The 16,602-nt window shown below is 55.8% G+C and carries 17 protein-coding genes; 7 read left to right on the top strand and 10 right to left on the bottom strand.

Annotated elements, in window-relative coordinates; all coding sequences use genetic code 11:
- Positions 1-2: 2 nt before the first annotated feature.
- The 6 genes from purB to cspD all read right to left on the bottom strand — a co-directional run bounded on the left by purB (position 3) and on the right by cspD (position 4,624).
- On the bottom strand, positions 3-1,367 hold the full coding sequence (gene purB / locus ABIE61_RS05325) for an adenylosuccinate lyase (protein ID WP_354407397.1): 1,365 nt from the start codon (positions 1,365-1,367) through the stop codon (positions 3-5).
- 88 nt (positions 1,368-1,455) lie between these two features.
- Complete coding sequence (hflD, locus tag ABIE61_RS05320; RefSeq protein ID WP_091824165.1) at positions 1,456-2,127, bottom strand: high frequency lysogenization protein HflD; 672 nt, start codon at positions 2,125-2,127, stop codon at positions 1,456-1,458.
- Positions 2,127-3,254, bottom strand: coding sequence for a tRNA 2-thiouridine(34) synthase MnmA (gene mnmA, locus ABIE61_RS05315; RefSeq protein ID WP_091824162.1), 1,128 nt, complete (start codon positions 3,252-3,254; stop codon positions 2,127-2,129). Before mnmA ends, hflD begins: the two co-directional genes overlap by 1 nt.
- A 3-nt stretch (positions 3,255-3,257) precedes the next feature.
- Entirely contained in the window at positions 3,258-3,704 is a 447-nt protein-coding gene (locus ABIE61_RS05310) for an NUDIX hydrolase (protein WP_091824159.1), read from the bottom strand.
- 71 nt (positions 3,705-3,775) lie between these two features.
- Positions 3,776-4,402, bottom strand: coding sequence for a pseudouridine synthase (locus ABIE61_RS05305; RefSeq protein WP_354407394.1), 627 nt, complete (start codon positions 4,400-4,402; stop codon positions 3,776-3,778).
- A 15-nt stretch (positions 4,403-4,417) separates the two neighbouring features.
- Positions 4,418-4,624, bottom strand: a complete 207-nt coding sequence (gene cspD, locus ABIE61_RS05300) for a cold shock domain-containing protein CspD (protein WP_091824154.1) — start codon at positions 4,622-4,624, stop codon at positions 4,418-4,420.
- Between the two features lie 295 nt (positions 4,625-4,919).
- On the opposite strand from cspD, the gene clpS reads away from it, so the two are divergent.
- Together clpS and clpA are read left to right on the top strand one after the other, a co-directional pair.
- On the top strand, positions 4,920-5,258 hold the full coding sequence (clpS, locus tag ABIE61_RS05295) for an ATP-dependent Clp protease adapter ClpS (protein ID WP_354407540.1): 339 nt from the start codon (positions 4,920-4,922) through the stop codon (positions 5,256-5,258).
- 15 nt (positions 5,259-5,273) lie between these two features.
- Positions 5,274-7,532 carry an ATP-dependent Clp protease ATP-binding subunit ClpA gene (gene clpA / locus ABIE61_RS05290; RefSeq protein WP_354407390.1) on the top strand — a complete coding sequence of 753 codons (2,259 nt, stop codon included), beginning with the start codon at positions 5,274-5,276 and terminating at the stop codon, positions 7,530-7,532.
- 33 nt (positions 7,533-7,565) lie between these two features.
- Here the strand turns inward: clpA and infA are convergent, their stop codons facing one another.
- The 4 genes from infA to trxB all read right to left on the bottom strand — a co-directional run bounded on the left by infA (position 7,566) and on the right by trxB (position 10,261).
- Complete coding sequence (gene infA, locus ABIE61_RS05285; RefSeq protein WP_091824146.1) at positions 7,566-7,784, bottom strand: translation initiation factor IF-1; 219 nt, start codon at positions 7,782-7,784, stop codon at positions 7,566-7,568.
- 80 nt (positions 7,785-7,864) lie between these two features.
- A complete protein-coding gene (locus ABIE61_RS05280; RefSeq protein ID WP_354407387.1) occupies positions 7,865-8,605 on the bottom strand; it encodes an arginyltransferase in 741 nt (246 codons plus the stop codon).
- Positions 8,586-9,305: a leucyl/phenylalanyl-tRNA--protein transferase gene (gene aat, locus ABIE61_RS05275; RefSeq protein ID WP_354407384.1), complete on the bottom strand. Its 720-nt coding sequence runs from the start codon at positions 9,303-9,305 to the stop codon at positions 8,586-8,588. The genes ABIE61_RS05280 and aat overlap by 20 nt, the downstream gene beginning before the upstream one ends.
- Positions 9,305-10,261, bottom strand: coding sequence for a thioredoxin-disulfide reductase (gene trxB, locus ABIE61_RS05270; protein WP_354407382.1), 957 nt, complete (start codon positions 10,259-10,261; stop codon positions 9,305-9,307). Before trxB ends, aat begins: the two co-directional genes overlap by 1 nt.
- Positions 10,262-10,436: 175 nt before the next feature.
- On the opposite strand from trxB, the gene ABIE61_RS05265 reads away from it, so the two are divergent.
- The 5 genes from ABIE61_RS05265 to serS are packed head-to-tail and all read left to right on the top strand — an operon-like array spanning position 10,437 to position 16,562.
- On the top strand, positions 10,437-12,899 hold the full coding sequence (locus tag ABIE61_RS05265) for a DNA translocase FtsK (protein ID WP_354407381.1): 2,463 nt from the start codon (positions 10,437-10,439) through the stop codon (positions 12,897-12,899).
- Position 12,900: 1 nt separating this feature from the next.
- The gene (gene lolA / locus ABIE61_RS05260) at positions 12,901-13,527 is read left to right on the top strand and encodes an outer membrane lipoprotein periplasmic chaperone LolA (protein WP_242530169.1); all 627 of its coding nucleotides are present in this window, start codon (positions 12,901-12,903) and stop codon (positions 13,525-13,527) included.
- Positions 13,527-14,882: a replication-associated recombination protein A gene (locus ABIE61_RS05255; RefSeq protein WP_206841557.1), complete on the top strand. Its 1,356-nt coding sequence runs from the start codon at positions 13,527-13,529 to the stop codon at positions 14,880-14,882. Before lolA ends, ABIE61_RS05255 begins: the two co-directional genes overlap by 1 nt.
- On the top strand, positions 14,879-15,250 hold the full coding sequence (gene crcB, locus ABIE61_RS05250) for a fluoride efflux transporter CrcB (RefSeq protein WP_206841561.1): 372 nt from the start codon (positions 14,879-14,881) through the stop codon (positions 15,248-15,250). Before ABIE61_RS05255 ends, crcB begins: the two co-directional genes overlap by 4 nt.
- A 37-nt stretch (positions 15,251-15,287) precedes the next feature.
- Positions 15,288-16,562, top strand: coding sequence for a serine--tRNA ligase (serS, locus tag ABIE61_RS05245; RefSeq protein WP_354407377.1), 1,275 nt, complete (start codon positions 15,288-15,290; stop codon positions 16,560-16,562).
- Positions 16,563-16,602: the final 40 nt, after the last annotated feature.

Genomic DNA, 16,602 nt, shown 5'->3' with positions numbered 1-16,602 from the left:
ACTTAGATGCGCTTGGCCTGAGCCGCGGCGTTGCCGGTGTAGAGTGATGGCGTCAGCGCCTTGAGTTCATCCTTGGCACTCTGGGGCATATCCAGCGTGTCGATGAAATTCTGAATGGTAGCCTGGTTCATGGTCTTGCCACGAGTCAGGTCCTTCAGTTTCTCGTAGGGCTTTTCAATGCCGTAGCGGCGCATCACGGTTTGAATCGGCTCGGCCAGCACTTCCCAAGCGTTGTCGAGGTCTTCAGCCAGGCGAGCAGCGTTGATTTCCAGCTTGCTGATCCCCTTGAGGCTGGCCTGGTAGGCGATCAGGCTGTGGCCAAAACCGACACCCAGGTTGCGCAGTACGGTGGAGTCAGTCAGGTCACGCTGCCAGCGGGAGATCGGCAGTTTGCTAGCCAGGTGCTGCATGATCGCATTGGCGATACCCAAGTTGCCTTCGGAGTTTTCGAAGTCGATCGGGTTAACCTTGTGCGGCATGGTGGAAGAGCCTACTTCACCGGCCACTGTCTTCTGCTTGAAGAAACCAAGCGAGATGTAGCCCCACACATCACGGTCAAAATCGATCAGGATGGTGTTGAAACGGCATACGGCATCAAACAGCTCGGCGATGTAGTCATGCGGCTCGATCTGAGTGGTGTACGGGTTCCAGCTCAGCCCCAGGCTCTCGACGAAAGATTTGGAGTTGGCTTCCCAGTCGATATCGGCATAGGCGGACAGGTGAGCATTGTAGTTGCCTACGGCACCGTTGATCTTGCCAAGATATTCGATATTGTCGATCTGCTTCAACTGACGCTGCAGGCGGTATGCAACGTTGGCCATCTCCTTGCCCATGGTGCTCGGCGAAGCGGTCTGGCCGTGGGTGCGGCAAAGTATAGGCTGGTCAGCATGTTCGCGCCCCAGTGCCGCGATGGCATCGGTTACCTGCTGCATCTGATTGCGGGTGACTTCAACGCCATGGCGCAGCATCAGTGCGTGCGACAGATTGTTGATGTCTTCCGAGGTGCAGGCGAAGTGAACAAACTCGCTGATCGCGGCCAGCTCGGCGTTGTCGGCGATCTGCTCCTTGATAAAGTACTCGACCGCTTTTACATCGTGGTTGGTAGTACGTTCAATTTCCTTGATGCGCTCGGCATGCTCGATACCGAACTCGTCCACGATGCGGTTCAGCTGCGCGTTGGCGGCTTCACTCAGCGCCGGAACCTCCACAATCTGCGGGTGGGCGGCCAGCTGCTGCAGCCAGCGGATCTCGACCTGGACGCGGAAACGGATCAGACCGAATTCACTGAATACAGCACGCAGGTCGGCAGTTTTGCTGCCGTAGCGGCCATCAACCGGGGATACGGCGGTAAGGGCAGAAAGCTCCATGTTACACAGTCTCACTCTTGGCTTGCGTCGATAAAGCGCGAATTATACGGGAAATGGCCGCAGCTGGGTACGCCAGTGCGGCTCTGGATCAGGATGACTTGAGGATGCGTCTCAACGAAGGCTTGAGGCGCGAACGGAAGAACAGCATATGCCAGCGCTTGCCACCGACCTGCCGCCAGAGCAGTGCAGAACGGATACCGGCCAGCAACAGAGCGCGAATACGTGCGGCGTTTTCGGTGTTCTGCAGATGCCTTGGATCACCGCCAACCTGGATACGGAAGCTGAAGGTGCTCACGGTGGTCTGATACAGGCCATCCAGCGCCGCGATCACGTTGCTGTGGGTATAGGCTGAAGGGTCGAGTTCGGCGTTGTCATCCTGCTCACTGAAATAGCGCGCCTTGCGTGCCACCTCATCGATACCTTCGCCGATCTTTTGCATCACGTCAGGGTGTTTGTCGAGCTGACGCTCCAACATGATCATGCCCAGCACATATTGCACAATCTGCTTGTTCTGGGCGCTCTCGTTCTTGTCCACCATGTCCTGCAGGTGACGCAGGCCAAGGTTGAGCGAGTAGGGGATGTTGTTGACACCGCCATAGACATCTTCCGTCTGGCGCGGATCGGTCACGAACAGGCTGGCGATGCTGGTTTCAAGGTTGTTCTGCGGCACCATGCCACGACGGGCGATCTGGTCCACCAGGCTGGCGGCCTGAAACATTCCGGCCAGCGCGATGGTTTGTTCATCATGTTGACGCGACATCAGTGCTCCTTAGCCGAGCCGGCTATCGAATGGCGCGAGGTGGTTTCGATGACACCACCACCAAGACAAAGGTCATCTACGTAGAATACAACAGACTGGCCAGGGGTTACGGCACGTTGCGGCTGGTCAAACACCACTCTGTAACCGCCTTCGGCAGCGGCTTCCACGGTGCAGTCCTGATCCGCCTGACGGTAACGCACCTTAGCCTTGCAGCGCAGCGGCAGCTCGGGTGCTTCGCCGCTGATCCAGAAAATATCACCTGCATGCAGCCAGTTGGAATAGAGCAGGGGATGTTGTCCCTGAACCGCGATCAACACGTTTCGATCCAGATCTTTCGCCGCCGCAAACCAGGGCTCTTCAGGATAATCTTTCAGCCCCCCTATGCCGAGCCCCTGACGCTGACCGATGGTGTAATACATCAGTCCCTGGTGCTCACCGATCACGTCACCGTCAGGTGTTTCGATTTTGCCAGCCTGTGCCGGCAGATACTGTTTCAGGAAGTCGCTGAAGCGACGCTCGCCGATAAAGCAGATACCGGTACTGTCTTTCTTGTCATGGGTTATCAGCCCATGTTCTTCCGCCAGTCGACGTACTTCGGGCTTTTCCAGCTCGCCAACCGGGAAAAGTGTCAGTTTAAGCTCATCTTCGCCGACCTGATGCAGGAAATAACTCTGGTCCTTGTTCGGGTCCAGTCCCTTGAGCAGTACGGTATGGCCGTCACGCTCACCACGGCGCACGTAATGGCCGGTCGCAATCAGATCAGCGCCCAGCAGCTGAGCATACTCAAGAAATGCCTTGAACTTGATCTCGCGGTTGCAAAGAATATCCGGGTTGGGGGTGCGCCCGGCCTTGTATTCTTCCAGAAAATGTTCGAATACATTGTCCCAGTACTCGGCCGCAAAGTTGGCGCTGTGCAGCGGGATACCCAGTTTGTCACACACGGCCTGGGCATCGGCCATATCTTCCTTGGCCGTGCAGTATTCGGTTCCGTCATCCTCTTCCCAGTTTTTCATGAACAGGCCTTCGACCTGATAGCCCTGCTGCAGCAACAGCAGGGCCGATACGGAAGAGTCAACACCGCCGGACATGCCGACGATCACTTTGGTCTGGGCGTTAGCAGAATTCATGGTTCAGACAGTTTCCTGAATAAAGTCCAGAGGGTAACGGGTGCCTGCAAGATAATCATCAACGCAGCGGGTCACCAATTCACTGCGCAATTGGGCGCGGTGTTGCTCCATTTCGTCTCGTGTCAGCCAGAGCGGGCGGATAATGCCTTCATCAAGACTGGCGTCAGGCAGCTCGGCAACGGCGCGCGCGATAAAACAGAAACGGTGATAGGTCACGCCATTGGACGGGGCGAAGTAAGTATACATGCCCAGCAAAGCCTCGGGCTCGACCTGCCAACCGGTTTCTTCAAGGGTTTCGCGCCGAGCGGCTGCAACAAAGGACTCGCCGCGTTCCAGATGGCCCGCAGGCTGATTGATAACGACTTTACCACCTGCCATCTCTTCGACGAGCAGAAAACGGCCTTCCTGTTCAACGATGCAGGCAACGGTTGCGTGGGGTGTCCAGCGCATTGAAACTCCCGACAAGGTTTGGATTCGGGCGCAATAATAGCAGTTTGGCAGCGTATTTGTCCGGTGAGGATTCAGGCTCGGCTGCGCGGGCGTTTTGCAGATGGACGACGACTGTTGCGCCGTGCGGCAGCGGGTCGTGCAGGTGGCGCGGGCAGGTTCACCTGCTCCTCGCGCCACTGCCCTGGCGCCAGCGACTCCAGTGTCCAATTACCGATCGACCAACGGATCAGACGCAGGGTAGGGAAGCCGACCTCTGCAGTCATGCGGCGGACCTGTCGGTTGCGACCTTCGGTAATGATCAGTTCGATCCAGCTGGTAGGCTGTTCCTTGCGAAACCTGACAGGTGGGTTGCGTGGCCAAAGCCAGCGGGGCGGGTTGATTCGACGAGCCCGTGCCGGGCGAGTCGGGCCATCCTTGAGTTGAACGCCCTGGCGCAGCCGATTAAGTGCCGCTTCACTTATTTCGCCGTCAACCTGAACACAATAGGTTTTGGGCAGCTTGAATGCAGGGTTGGCCAGTTGCTGCTGCAACCGACCATCATCCGTTAGAATCAGCAGTCCTTCGGAGTCAAAATCAAGGCGACCGGCTGCGTAGACACCAGGAACCTTGATGAAATCCGCCAGTGTCGAGCGTCCTTCAGAGTCCGTGAACTGGGTCAGTACACGAAAAGGCTTGTTGAACAGAAGGATTCTCGACATGCAGCGACCGGTTGGCTACTCCGCAGGTTGAATATTCACAGCGTGCAGCCCCTTTGGGCCCTGCTGTATTTCGAACTGGACCGCCTGGCCCGCCTTGAGACTTTTGTAGCCATCCATCGCGATGGCAGAAAAGTGCGCGAACAACTCTTCTTCGCAGGCCTCGGACAGAATAAAACCGTAGCCTTTGGCGTTGTTGAACCACTTGACTGTCCCTGTTTGCATAAAATACTCCCCCGTGACATTCGGAGCACAGCTCCTTGGTCATTACCTGCAATACCGATCAAAACAGGGATGCGGCGTTGCAGGAACTCCTTATGTGTATGCATTTCTACGCCAGGGACTACAGGCAAGGGCAGCACCATGGACTTATCCGTCGGCTGCCTTTAACCTCTCCTTGTAAGCGCGAGTATAGCATTTGCAGTTAATGACACTAGACATTGCCGGGTTTTTTCCCGGTTGTTTTAGACTAATATCGAAGGTATCGACGTTGTTTGTGAACGAACACGAGTTCAGGCTCATGAGTTCAAACCATAATGCTGATGAAGAACACCACCACGATGATGATGGTGGTCTGGCAACAGCGGAAACCAAACCGCAACTCAAGCGCCCTCCCATGTATAGGGTGGTGCTGATGAACGATGACTACACACCGATGGATTTTGTCATCGAGGTATTAATGATTTTTTTCAATATGGACCAAGAGAAGGCTACACAAGTGATGCTGGCGGTCCATACTCAGGGTAAAGGCGTATGCGGGGTGTATACCCGCGATGTGGCTGAAACTAAAGCCACACAAGTGAATCAATATGCCAGAGAGAACAAGCACCCTCTGCTGTGTGAAGTGGAATCGGTCTGACGGGAGGCGAATGCCATGCTGAATCGAGAGCTTGAAGACACCCTGAGCGTTGCATTCCGGTCAGCCCGGGATAAGCGACATGAATTCATGACGGTTGAACACTTGCTGTTGGCGTTGCTCGACAACCGTCAGGCGGTTGCGGTGCTCAATGCCTGCGGCGCCGATTTGAGCCGTTTGCGCCAGCAGTTGTCGGTGTTTATCGATGAAACTACACCACTGCTGCCGGATAACATTCCCAACATGGAAACCCAGCCGACACTTGGCTTTCAGCGCGTATTGCAGCGTGCGGTGTTCCATGTGCAGTCCTCCGGCAAGTCTGAGGTCAATGGCGCCAATGTGCTGGTGGCCATCTACAGCGAGCAGGAAAGTCACGCTGTGTTTGTTCTGCAGCAGCAGGGCATCGAACGCATGGATGTGGTCAACTACATCTCGCACGGTATATCCCGCATCAACGAACAGGAGTCTGACGAACCCGGGCTGGGTGCTGATGGTGAAGAGAGTGGTGAAAGCAGCAAAAGCGCCCTGTCTCAGTATGCCGTCAATCTGAATCAGCAGGCTGCACTGGGTCGGATCGATCCGCTGGTGGGGCGTGACTCCGAAGTCGAACGGGTGGTACAGATTTTGTCACGTCGTCGCAAGAACAACCCTCTGCTGGTGGGGGAGGCTGGTGTCGGCAAAACAGCGATTGCCGAGGGACTGGCAAAACTGATCATTGAAGACAAGGTGCCGGATATTATCTCCGACAGCATTGTCTATGCCCTTGATCTGGGTGCTTTGCTGGCGGGCACCAAGTACCGCGGTGATTTCGAAAAAAGGCTGAAGTCTTTGCTGAACGAGATCAAACAACAGCCGCGTTCTATCCTGTTTATTGATGAAATCCATACCATTATCGGGGCAGGTGCCGCTTCCGGCGGCTCCATGGACGCTTCCAACCTGCTCAAGCCGCTGCTCAGTTCCGGTGAGATCCGATGCATCGGGTCGACCACTTTTCAGGAATTCCGTGGCATCTTTGAGAAAGACCGTGCGCTCGCGCGCCGGTTCCAGAAAATTGATGTGCTTGAGCCGAACGTGGATGATACCTACCACATTCTGCGCGGCCTGCGGTCTCGCTTCGAGGAGCATCACGACCTGGAGTACACCGATGCGGCACTGCGCGCAGCGTCTGAGCTGGCGGATCGCTACATCAATGACAAGCATATGCCGGACAAGGCCATTGATGTAATCGATGAAGCGGGGGCCTATCAGCGGCTCATGCCCGTTGAACAGCGCAAAAAGGTCATCGACGTGGCTGAAGTCGAGTCGGTGGTCGCCAAGATCGCACGTATCCCGCCGAAAAGCGTGTCCACATCCGATAAGGATCAGTTGCGTAAGCTGGAAAGCAATCTCAAGATGGTGGTACTGGGGCAGGATGAAGCGATCAGCTCTTTGGCTTCGGCCATCAAACTGTCTCGTGCAGGCCTCAAGGAGCCAAACAAGCCGGTGGGCAGCTTCCTGTTTGCCGGCCCAACCGGTGTCGGCAAGACTGAGGTTACCCAGCAGTTGGCGCGCATTTTGGGTATCGAGCTGGTGCGCTTTGACATGTCAGAGTATATGGAACGGCACACCGTCTCACGCCTGATCGGTGCGCCTCCGGGCTATGTTGGCTTCGATCAGGGAGGGCTGTTGACAGAAGCGATCACCAAGTCACCGCATTGCGTACTGCTGCTGGATGAGATCGAGAAGGCGCACCCTGAGGTGTTCAACCTGCTGCTTCAAGTGATGGATAACGGCACTTTGACCGACAATAACGGTCGTAAGGCAGACTTCCGCAACGTCATTCTGGTGATGACAACCAACGCAGGTGCCGAAGCACACAGCCGGCCGTCAATCGGCTTCACTCAGCAGGACCACAGCACGGATGCAATGGAGGCTCTGAAACGACTGTTTACACCGGAGTTCCGCAATCGCCTGGATACCGTGATTCAGTTCAAACCTCTGACTCTGGAAATCGTCAAGGGTGTGGTCGACAAGTTCCTGACTGAGCTTCAGGCTCAATTGGACGACAAACATGTAGTGTTGCATGTGGATGAGGCTGCACGCCAGTGGCTGGCTGAGAACGGTTATGACGAGAAGATGGGTGCCCGCCCGATGCAGCGTCTGATTCAGGAAAAGCTGAAGAAGCCGCTGGCCGAGATGATTCTGTTTGGAGAACTGGCAGAATCCGGCGGAGAAGTGGATATTGGTATCGGCGAGGATGGAGAGATCTGTCTGGAGGTCGCAGCGGTGGCAGCCTGAGGGCTGCCATCCACCGCAGCCGCGCTCGTGATATCAGCGGGCGCGGTAAACGATACGGCCTTTGCTCAGGTCGTAGGGAGTCAGTTCGACCTTGACCTTGTCACCAGTCAGAATACGGATGTAGTTCTTGCGCATTTTGCCGGAGATATGGGCAGTCACAACGTGGCCATTTTCGAGCTCAACGCGGAACATGGTATTGGGAAGGGTATCGATAACGGTACCTTCCATTTCAAATGAATCTTCTTTAGCCATTCACTACCTACCTTTGAGGCTGGTTAGCCTGAGTGTGGAAAGCGCAGTATTGTGCCCTAAAAGACGTCCGATTTCAAAAGCTAATCGGTGCTTGCCTCAGGGCTCAATCGACGCCACTCGCTATTGATAAGCATCTCCAGCGGCCGGTAGCGAATCTTGTAGTTCATTTTGCGGCAGTCTTCCACCCAATAGCCAAGATAAAGCCACTTCTTGCCGCTCCTTGCGGTTTGTCGAATCTGCCAGATAACGGCGTACACACCGAGACTGCGCCACTCCATATCAGGATCATAGAAAGTGTAGAGAGCCGACATCCCCTGTTCCAGCATATCGGATACCGCCACTGCCAGGAGCGTACCTTCTGGGTTGCGGAATTCGTAAAAACAGGAATCCACCGTACCTTCAACAAGAAAATTGAAAAACTGATCCGGGGAGGGGGGGTACATGTCGCCATCAGCATGGCGCTGATTGATATAACGCTCATAAAGCGCGTAGTACTCGTGTGTAAGCTGGCAGGGAACAGCACGAACAATCAGGTCGGCGTTACGATTCTCGATACGCCGCTGTGTTTTGGAGGGGTTGAATTCAGCAACAGGTACGCGAACGGAAATACAGGCCTGACACTGCTCGCAATGCGGTCGATAGATATGTCCACCACTGCGCCGGAAGCCCAGTTCTGACAGTTGGCTGTACAGGTTACGATCAATATCGGCACGCGGGTCTACAAAAAGGGTGCGCGCCTGTCGGTCAGGCAGGTAGCTGCAATCATGTTCTGGCGTGGCATAGAACCGCAGCGCACACAGATCAGCTACACGAATTTTCACAAACTGCCTCGCGAGTAATGGAAAATTGCCAGGTGTGATCAAGCGACTGTTCACACAGCTGATCCAGACTTACAGCAAAGTCATGTCGTGTGATTTCTATCGCACCTAAGCTCGCCAAATGGTCGTTATATACCTGGCAATCAATGAGCTGATATCCCCATTGTTTGAGCTGTGTCACGCACCAGGTAAAGCCTATTTTTGAGGCGTCACGCTGGTACGAGAACATTGATTCGCCGAAAAAAACCGACCCAATGGCCAGGCCATAAAGCCCGCCGACCAGTTCATCACCCATCCAGACTTCAACCGAATGTGCGATGCCCTGGTGGTGGAGATTCACGTAAGCCGAGAAAATCTCATGGCTGATCCACGTGCCCTGCTGTCCTCGACGCGGCCCTGCACACGCTCTGACCACGTGCTCAAAGGCCTGATCAAAAGTCACCCGGTAGTCAGTGCGGCGCAGGCGTTTGCGCAGGCTGCGCGATACGTGCAGTTTGTCCGGCAACACAATGCAACGCGGGTCAGGGCTCCACCACAGGATAGGCTCCCCGGGGTTATACCAGGGAAAGATCCCGCTGCGATAGGCACTCAAAAGCCTTGCCTTGCTCAGATCTCCGCCAGCCGCCAACAGGCCGTTGGGCTCTGCCAGGGCCTTATCGAGCGGAGGAAAGAGCAGGCTGTCATCAGCCAGCCACGGAATCATCAGGCGTCGAGATCATCCAGATATTTTTCGGCATCCAGTGCTGCCATGCAACCAAAACCGGCTGATGTAATCGCCTGACGGTAGATGTGGTCACACACATCACCTGCCGCAAACACACCTTCAATGCTGGTTTGGGTTGCCTTGCCTTCAAGGCCGGAGCGTATCTTCAGATAGCCGTCATTCATCTCCAGCTGACCTGCAAACAGCTCTGTATTCGGCTTGTGTCCAATGGCGACAAACACGCCCTGCAGATCAAGCTCGTGCGTTGTGGCATCGGTTGTGCTGCGGACGCGAATACCGGTGACCCCACTCTGGTCACCCAGCACCTCATCAAGCTGGTGGTTCCAAACGATATTGATGTTGCCGTTTTCAGCCCGTTCCAGAATTTTGTCCTGCAGGATTTTCTCGGAGCGCAGGCTGTCACGACGGTGAATCAGGGTGACTTCTGCCGCAATATTGGACAAGTAGAGTGCTTCTTCAACAGCGGTGTTGCCACCGCCGATCACAGCCACCTTCTGGCCACGATAGAAAAAGCCGTCACATGTGGCACAAGCGCTGACACCTTTGCCCATAAAAGCCTCTTCGGACGGCAAGCCCAGGTACTGTGCCGATGCCCCTGTTGCGATGATGAGGGCATCACAGCTGTATTCGCCCATATCACCCTTGAGGCGGAAAGGGCGGCTCTGCAGCTGTGTTTCATTAATGTGATCGAAAATCACCTGAGTATTGAAGCGTTCGGCATGGGCCTGCATCCGCTGCATTAACTCAGGGCCCTGCACACCATCCACATCTCCGGGCCAATTGTCGACTTCGGTGGTAGTGGTCAACTGCCCGCCAGCCTGCATGCCGGTAATTACGACCGGGTTCAGGTTGGCGCGTGCAGCATAGACGGCAGCGGTGTAACCGGCAGGGCCAGAGCCCAGGATAATCAGACGATGGTGTTGTACTTCACTCATGGGTGTTGGGTATCCGGATTGAATGGTTCCTGTTACTGATTGCAGCCGACTCTAAACCCGCGATGGCGGATTGTCTATGACAGCACGGGTGAGCATGGCAATATTCGGTGTCCGTGGCCGATATATGGTATTTTTGCCGCTGCATCGAGATCTGTTGAGTGTAAGGAAAACCGGATTGAGTGAAAAGCGACCCCCCACAGTGCCTTCTCTGACAACCCAGCTGGCCAGTATTGCCCGCGAGGGTGGGCTGATCCTGCTGGCTGGAGCCTGTCTGTTTTTATTGCTGGCACTGATTGGATATGACCCGCGCGACCCGGGATGGTCGCATCTGGCTTACCAGCCAGAGGTGAAGAATTTTACCGGAACTGCAGGCGCCTGGATGGCTGATGGCATGATTTCCGCTTTTGGCGTAGGCGCCTATCTGTTACCGCTGCTGGTGTTGTGGCCAGCCTGGCGCTATCTGCGCCAGGTCCGCGTGGGTATTATGGAAACCTTGCCATTCCTGATGCTGCGCAGCCTGGGGGCCGCTATCTTCCTGCTAGCCCTCTGCACACTGTCATCCATCCATCTTTCCAACGACAGCCTGCATTACCCGTTTACGGTGGGCGGCTTGCTGGGCGAGGCCACTTCTGACTGGGCTGTCAGCTGGTTCAGCGTTACCGGAAGCTCAATTCTGTTCTGGACTCTGATGCTGCTGGGCCTGACCTTGTTTCTGGAGTTCTCGTGGCAGGAGCTGCTCGAACTGCTTGGTGGCGCTCTTCTGCGGATGGTTGACCAGTTGCGCGGACGGCTGCCCCTTACGACTGCAGACGAACCCGCAATTGCAAATAACGCGTTTGCAAGAGCAGCTGATTCACCTGACGTGGCACCTCGTGTTTCACGACCGGTCAGCCCAGCCCCAGCCATGCATGAACGCATTGAACCACACATGGAACCATCCATTGCGGAAAATACTGTCATTCCGTCTTCAGAAGAGTCTACGACTGCTGCGAAAGCGGCCATGGCCAAAACAAGTGCAGCCGCTGGAGCGGTTACAGAAGCGGCAAAACGCAGCCTCAAAATTGTGCCGCTGTCTGAAACTCACCAGCCGATGGCGGATGAGCCTGACAGCGAGCCGACCCCGGTCAAACGCAAACAGTTACCCAGACTGCCATCTCTTGATCTGCTTGACCCGCCAGAGCTGCAGCAGCAGCAGGGCTACAGCGAAGATGAGCTGGAGCAAATGTCACGCCTGCTGGAAAGTAAGCTGAAAGACTTTGGCGTAGTCGTTGAAGTGGTTGAGGTCAATCCGGGCCCTGTCATCACACGCTTTGAGCTTCAGCCAGCCCCTGGGGTGAAAGCCAGCAAAATCAGTAACCTGTCGCGTGACCTTGCCCGATCCATGGCCGTCATGAGTGTGCGAGTGGTTGAGGTCATTCCGGGCAAATCCGTTGTTGGGGTGGAAATTCCAAACGAGGTCCGTCAAACCGTGCACCTGAGCGAGGTTTTGAACGCCAGGCCTTATCTGGAAGCCTCCTCACGCCTGACGCTGGCACTGGGCAACGATATTGCAGGCAATCCGGTGGTAGCCAACCTTGCCAAGATGCCACACCTGCTGGTGGCCGGTACGACAGGTTCGGGCAAATCAGTGGGCGTCAATGCCATGCTGCTGAGTCTGTTGCTGAAGGCAACGCCGGAGGAAGTGCGGCTGATTCTGGTTGACCCCAAAATGCTGGAGTTGTCGGTCTACGAGGGCGTCCCACATTTGCTGACTCCCGTCATTACCGATATGAAAGAGGCCGCCGGTGGTTTGCGCTGGTGTGTCGCCGAGATGGAGCGACGTTACCGCCTGATGGCCAAAATGGGTGTGCGCAATATTGCCGGTTTTAACGACAAGGTCATTCAAGCGCAGGAAGCAGGGAAGCCGATCCCGGACCCGCTATGGAATCCGCAGGAATACGGCCTGCCCGATGATGAGCCAGCCCCAACGCTGGAAACGCTGCCCTATATTGTGGTGGTGATTGATGAATTTGCCGACATGATGATGATGGTGGGCAAAAAAGTCGAAGAGTTGATTGCCCGTATTGCACAAAAGGCGAGGGCGGCCGGCATACATTTGATTCTTGCCACGCAACGCCCCTCCGTGGATGTGATCACTGGTCTGATCAAGGCCAATATTCCGACCCGTATCGCCTTCCAGGTGTCATCGAAGATCGACTCGCGCACCATCCTTGATCAGGGCGGTGCCGAGAGTCTGCTGGGTTATGGGGACATGCTCTACGTGCCGGCCGGCACCAGCATTCCGAACCGTGTACATGGCGCCTTCGTCAGCGATGACGAGGTCCATCGAGTGGTTGAGCAGTGGAAGCTGTTGGGAGAGCCGAACTACATTGACGTGAATCTGTCAGATGGGTCAGCAGGAGATGGCGGCAGCGGTGGTGATCTGTTTGATGACGAACAGGACCCACTTTACGACGAGGCGGTAGCGTTCGTGACCGAGTCCCGCAAGGCGTCCATCTCCAGCGTACAGCGCAAGCTCAAAATCGGTTACAACCGTGCTGCACGCATGATCGAAACCATGGAAGCAGCAGAGGTTGTTTCCGAGGCGGGCAGTAATGGTCAGCGCGAAGTGCTGGCACCGCCACCACCGAGGAACTGAGATGCTGAAAAAACTGATGGCTACACTGGCGCTGGGTATAGGCACCGCCTTTGCAGGCCCGGCCGACGATCTGCAACAGCGCCTGTCCGGGTATGAATCGGCACGAGCCGAGTTCAGCCAGTTTGCGCTCAGCAGTGACGGTGACCGAGCCGAGGAATCGGTTGGCTATTTTTACGTGGCCCGTCCGGACCGTTTCCGCTGGGTAACAGAACAGCCATTCGTGCAGGAGATCGTCAGTGATGGGGAGTCGATCTGGATACATGATCCAGACCTGGACCAGGTGACTCGCAGACCCTCCGGTTCACATGGCAACAGCGCTCCTGCGCTGATTCTGAATGGCCAGATCAGCGAACTGCAAAAACAGTTCAGTATCAGTCGCATCGATGAAAACGAACAGGGCATCTCCCTGTTTGAATTACGGCCGTTGAACCCTGAAGGCAACACATTCGCCCGTATACGGTTATTGTTTGAACAGGAGCGCCTGACAGAACTGTCCATGGAGGACAGCCTGGGCCAACGCAGCATGCTGGTTTTGCATGACCTGGAATACAACCCGGAACTGCCGCAGGACATTTTTGAGTTCAGCCTGCCGCCAGGCGCTGACCTGATTGAAGATCCGGGCTTCTGATGCAGGACCTGTTCAGCAACCAGGCCACCGGCTATCAGCCTCTGGCCGCCCGCATGCGACCGCACACACTGGAGCACTATGCTGGTCAGAGTCACCTGCTCGCAGCGGGTAAACCATTACGTCAGGCGCTGGATCAGGGGCTGATCCACTCCATGATTCTGTGGGGGCCGCCGGGGGTCGGTAAAACCACCTTGGCACAACTGGTCGCACACAAGGTCGATGCCCATTTCATCACCCTGTCGGCCGTACTGTCAGGCGTGAAAGAGATTCGCCAGGCGGTAGAAGAAGCACGTCAGGTAAAGGCGCAGAGCGGGCGCAAGACCATCCTGTTCGTGGATGAGGTACACCGTTTCAACAAATCACAACAGGATGCCTTTCTGCCCTATGTGGAAGATGGCACTTTGATCTTTATCGGTGCAACCACCGAAAACCCGTCCTTCGAGCTGAATAATGCTCTTTTGTCCCGGGCGCGCGTTTACCTGCTGCGGGCATTGCAGCCCGATGAGCTTATGCAGGTTGTCCATCATGCCTTGAGCGATGTCCAGCAAGGGCTGGGTTCGCTGCAGTTGAAGGTTGAACCTGACCTGCTGCAGCGACTGATTACAGCGGCTGACGGTGATGCTCGCAGCGCACTCAATCTGCTTGAGATCGCTGCTGATCTGGCACAGCCGCAAGCTGACGGCACCCACCTCGTAACGGAAGCAGTACTGCATGAAGTACTACAGGCGGGAGGGCGCCGCTTTGACAAGGGCGGAGATCACTTCTACGACATGATTTCTGCCTTTCACAAGTCGGTGCGTGGCTCTTCACCGGACGGGGCGCTTTACTGGTATTGCCGTATGCTGGATGGCGGCGCTGATCCGCTCTATGTCGCGCGCCGGTTGGTGGCAATTGCATCGGAAGATATCGGCAATGCCGATCCCCGTGCCATGCAGGTGGCGTTATCAGCCTGGGACGCGTTTGAGCGCGTGGGTCCTGCCGAAGGTGAACGGGCGATAGCACAGGCTGCGATCTACTGTGCCTGCGCACCCAAAAGCAACGCAGTCTACAAGGCATTCAACCAGTGTCTGATGCAGGTAAGAGGCGAAGGCTCTCATCCAGTGCCGGATCATCTGCGCAATGCGCCCACCAGTCTGATGAAGTCGCTCGGGTACGGTGATGAATACCGCTATGCCCATGATGAGCCGGATGCATATGCGGCAGGGGAGAACTATCTGCCGGAGGCCTTGGCTCATCAACGTTGGTATGAGCCCGAACCACGTGGGCTGGAAATCAAAATCCGTGAAAAACTGCAACGCCTTCGTGAACAGGACCAGCGCAGCCCACGGCGACGTTATCCAAGGAGCCCAGGATGATACATCTGTTCGCTGTGGCGCTGGGAGGAGCACTGGGTGCGGTGGCGCGTTACTGGGTCAGTGGCTGGCTCAATAACGCTGAGCATCCCATACCGATCGGTACGCTGAGCGTAAACGTACTGGGCTCTTTCTTGATGGGGGTATGCTTTGTACTGATCCTTGAAAAGGCTCGCCTGTCGCCAGAACTTCGGCCTCTGGTGATGGTTGGATTTTTGGGTGCCTTTACCACTTTCTCGACCTTTTCTCTGGAAACGGTGGCGATGATCAGCGAGGGGCATATAATGTCGGCCCTGATTTATATATCATTAAGCGTTCTATTGTGCATTGCCGCACTGGGTGCCGGATTGTGGTTGACCCGTCTGTTCTGACAACTCTGTACTGACAACACAAGGTAAGTTTGCTCTCATGCTGGATCCTAAATTTGTACGCGCCAACCCTGAAGCAGTCGCTGAGCTGCTGAAAAAGAAAGGGTTTGAATTCCCGGTTGAGCGCTTTATCGAGCTGGACAATCAACGCAAAGCCATCCAAACCGAAACCGAAGCGCTGCAGAATGAGCGCAACACTCGCTCCAAGAGCATCGGCAAGGCGAAAGCCTCCGGTGAAGACATCCAGCCCCTGCTGGATGAAGTGCAGAGCCTGGGCCAGCAACTCGACGATGCCAAACAGCGCCTGAATCAGGTGCAGGCTACACTTGATGCATTGTTGCTGGGTGTTCCCAACATTCCGCATGAATCAGTGCCTGCCGGAGCCGATGAAGAGGACAACGTCGAAGTCCGCCGCTGGGGCACGCCGGCACAGTTCAGTTTTGAGCCTCAGGACCATGTTGCGCTGGGAGAAAAAAACAACGAGCTGGACTTTGAAACTGCCGCCAAAATAACAGGCTCTCGTTTTGCCGTGATGAAAGGCAAGATTGCCCGCCTGCACCGCGCCCTGACTCAATTCATGCTCGACACCCATATTGCCGAGCACGGCTACACCGAAATCTATGTGCCGTATCTGGTCAATGCCGACTCACTGCTCGGAACCGGCCAGCTACCCAAGTTTGAAGAAGACCTGTTCCGCACGCCGCTGGGTGATCGAAACTACTACCTGATTCCCACCGCTGAGGTCCCGGTTACCAATACGGTGCGTGACGAAATCATCGACGCGGCCCAGCTGCCACTGCAGTACACCTGCCACACACCCTGTTTTCGTTCCGAGGCAGGCGCTTCTGGTCGTGACACTCGTGGCATGATCCGCCAGCATCAGTTTGACAAGGTTGAGCTGGTACATGTGGTCGAGCCGGCAAAATCCTGGGATGCCCTTGAGGCTCTCACCGGGCACGCTGAGGCCATTCTGCAGAAACTGAATCTGCCCTACCGGGTTGTCGCCCTCTGTGGCGGCGATCTCGGTTTCAGTGCCGCCAAGACCTACGATATCGAGGTTTGGCTACCGGGGCAGGGCAAGTTCCGCGAGATCTCTTCCTGCTCCAACATGGGTGATTTCCAGGCGCGTCGCATGATGGCACGTTGGCGCAATCCGGAAACCGGCAAACCGGAACTGGTACACACGCTGAACGGTTCCGGCCTTGCTGTTGGCCGAACACTGGTCGCTGTACTGGAAAACTACCAGACCGAAAGTGGCTCTGTTCGCGTACCCGAAGTGCTGCAGCCTTACATGGGCGGCATTACCGAACTGTGACTCTGCTACGCGCCATCCTAAAGCCCCGCAACTGCGGGGC

The sequence above is a fragment of the Marinobacterium sp. MBR-111 genome (assembly GCF_040547585.1).
Classification (GTDB): domain Bacteria; phylum Pseudomonadota; class Gammaproteobacteria; order Pseudomonadales; family Balneatricaceae; genus Marinobacterium; species Marinobacterium iners.
Note: the sequence above shows the minus strand (reverse complement) of the source record. Positions and strands in the feature narration are given on the sequence as shown.

Excerpts from the sequence above, each read along its gene's own strand:
- serS (WP_354407377.1), top strand. The coding sequence starts at position 15,288 with ATGCTGGATCCTAAATTTGTACGCGCCAACCCTGAAGCAGTCGCTGAG.
- ABIE61_RS05310 (WP_091824159.1), bottom strand. The coding sequence starts at position 3,704 with ATGCGCTGGACACCCCACGCAACCGTTGCCTGCATCGTTGAACAGGAA.
- ABIE61_RS05305 (WP_354407394.1), bottom strand. The coding sequence starts at position 4,402 with ATGTCGAGAATCCTTCTGTTCAACAAGCCTTTTCGTGTACTGACCCAG.
- aat (WP_354407384.1), bottom strand. The coding sequence starts at position 9,305 with ATGATTCCGTGGCTGGCTGATGACAGCCTGCTCTTTCCTCCGCTCGAT.
- mnmA (WP_091824162.1), bottom strand. The coding sequence starts at position 3,254 with ATGAATTCTGCTAACGCCCAGACCAAAGTGATCGTCGGCATGTCCGGC.
- cspD (WP_091824154.1), bottom strand. The coding sequence starts at position 4,624 with ATGCAAACAGGGACAGTCAAGTGGTTCAACAACGCCAAAGGCTACGGT.
- crcB (WP_206841561.1), top strand. The coding sequence starts at position 14,879 with ATGATACATCTGTTCGCTGTGGCGCTGGGAGGAGCACTGGGTGCGGTG.
- purB (WP_354407397.1), bottom strand. The coding sequence starts at position 1,367 with ATGGAGCTTTCTGCCCTTACCGCCGTATCCCCGGTTGATGGCCGCTAC.
- clpA (WP_354407390.1), top strand. The coding sequence starts at position 5,274 with ATGCTGAATCGAGAGCTTGAAGACACCCTGAGCGTTGCATTCCGGTCA.
- lolA (WP_242530169.1), top strand. The coding sequence starts at position 12,901 with ATGCTGAAAAAACTGATGGCTACACTGGCGCTGGGTATAGGCACCGCC.
- clpS (WP_354407540.1), top strand. The coding sequence starts at position 4,920 with ATGAGTTCAAACCATAATGCTGATGAAGAACACCACCACGATGATGAT.
- infA (WP_091824146.1), bottom strand. The coding sequence starts at position 7,784 with ATGGCTAAAGAAGATTCATTTGAAATGGAAGGTACCGTTATCGATACC.
- hflD (WP_091824165.1), bottom strand. The coding sequence starts at position 2,127 with ATGTCGCGTCAACATGATGAACAAACCATCGCGCTGGCCGGAATGTTT.
- ABIE61_RS05255 (WP_206841557.1), top strand. The coding sequence starts at position 13,527 with ATGCAGGACCTGTTCAGCAACCAGGCCACCGGCTATCAGCCTCTGGCC.
- trxB (WP_354407382.1), bottom strand. The coding sequence starts at position 10,261 with ATGAGTGAAGTACAACACCATCGTCTGATTATCCTGGGCTCTGGCCCT.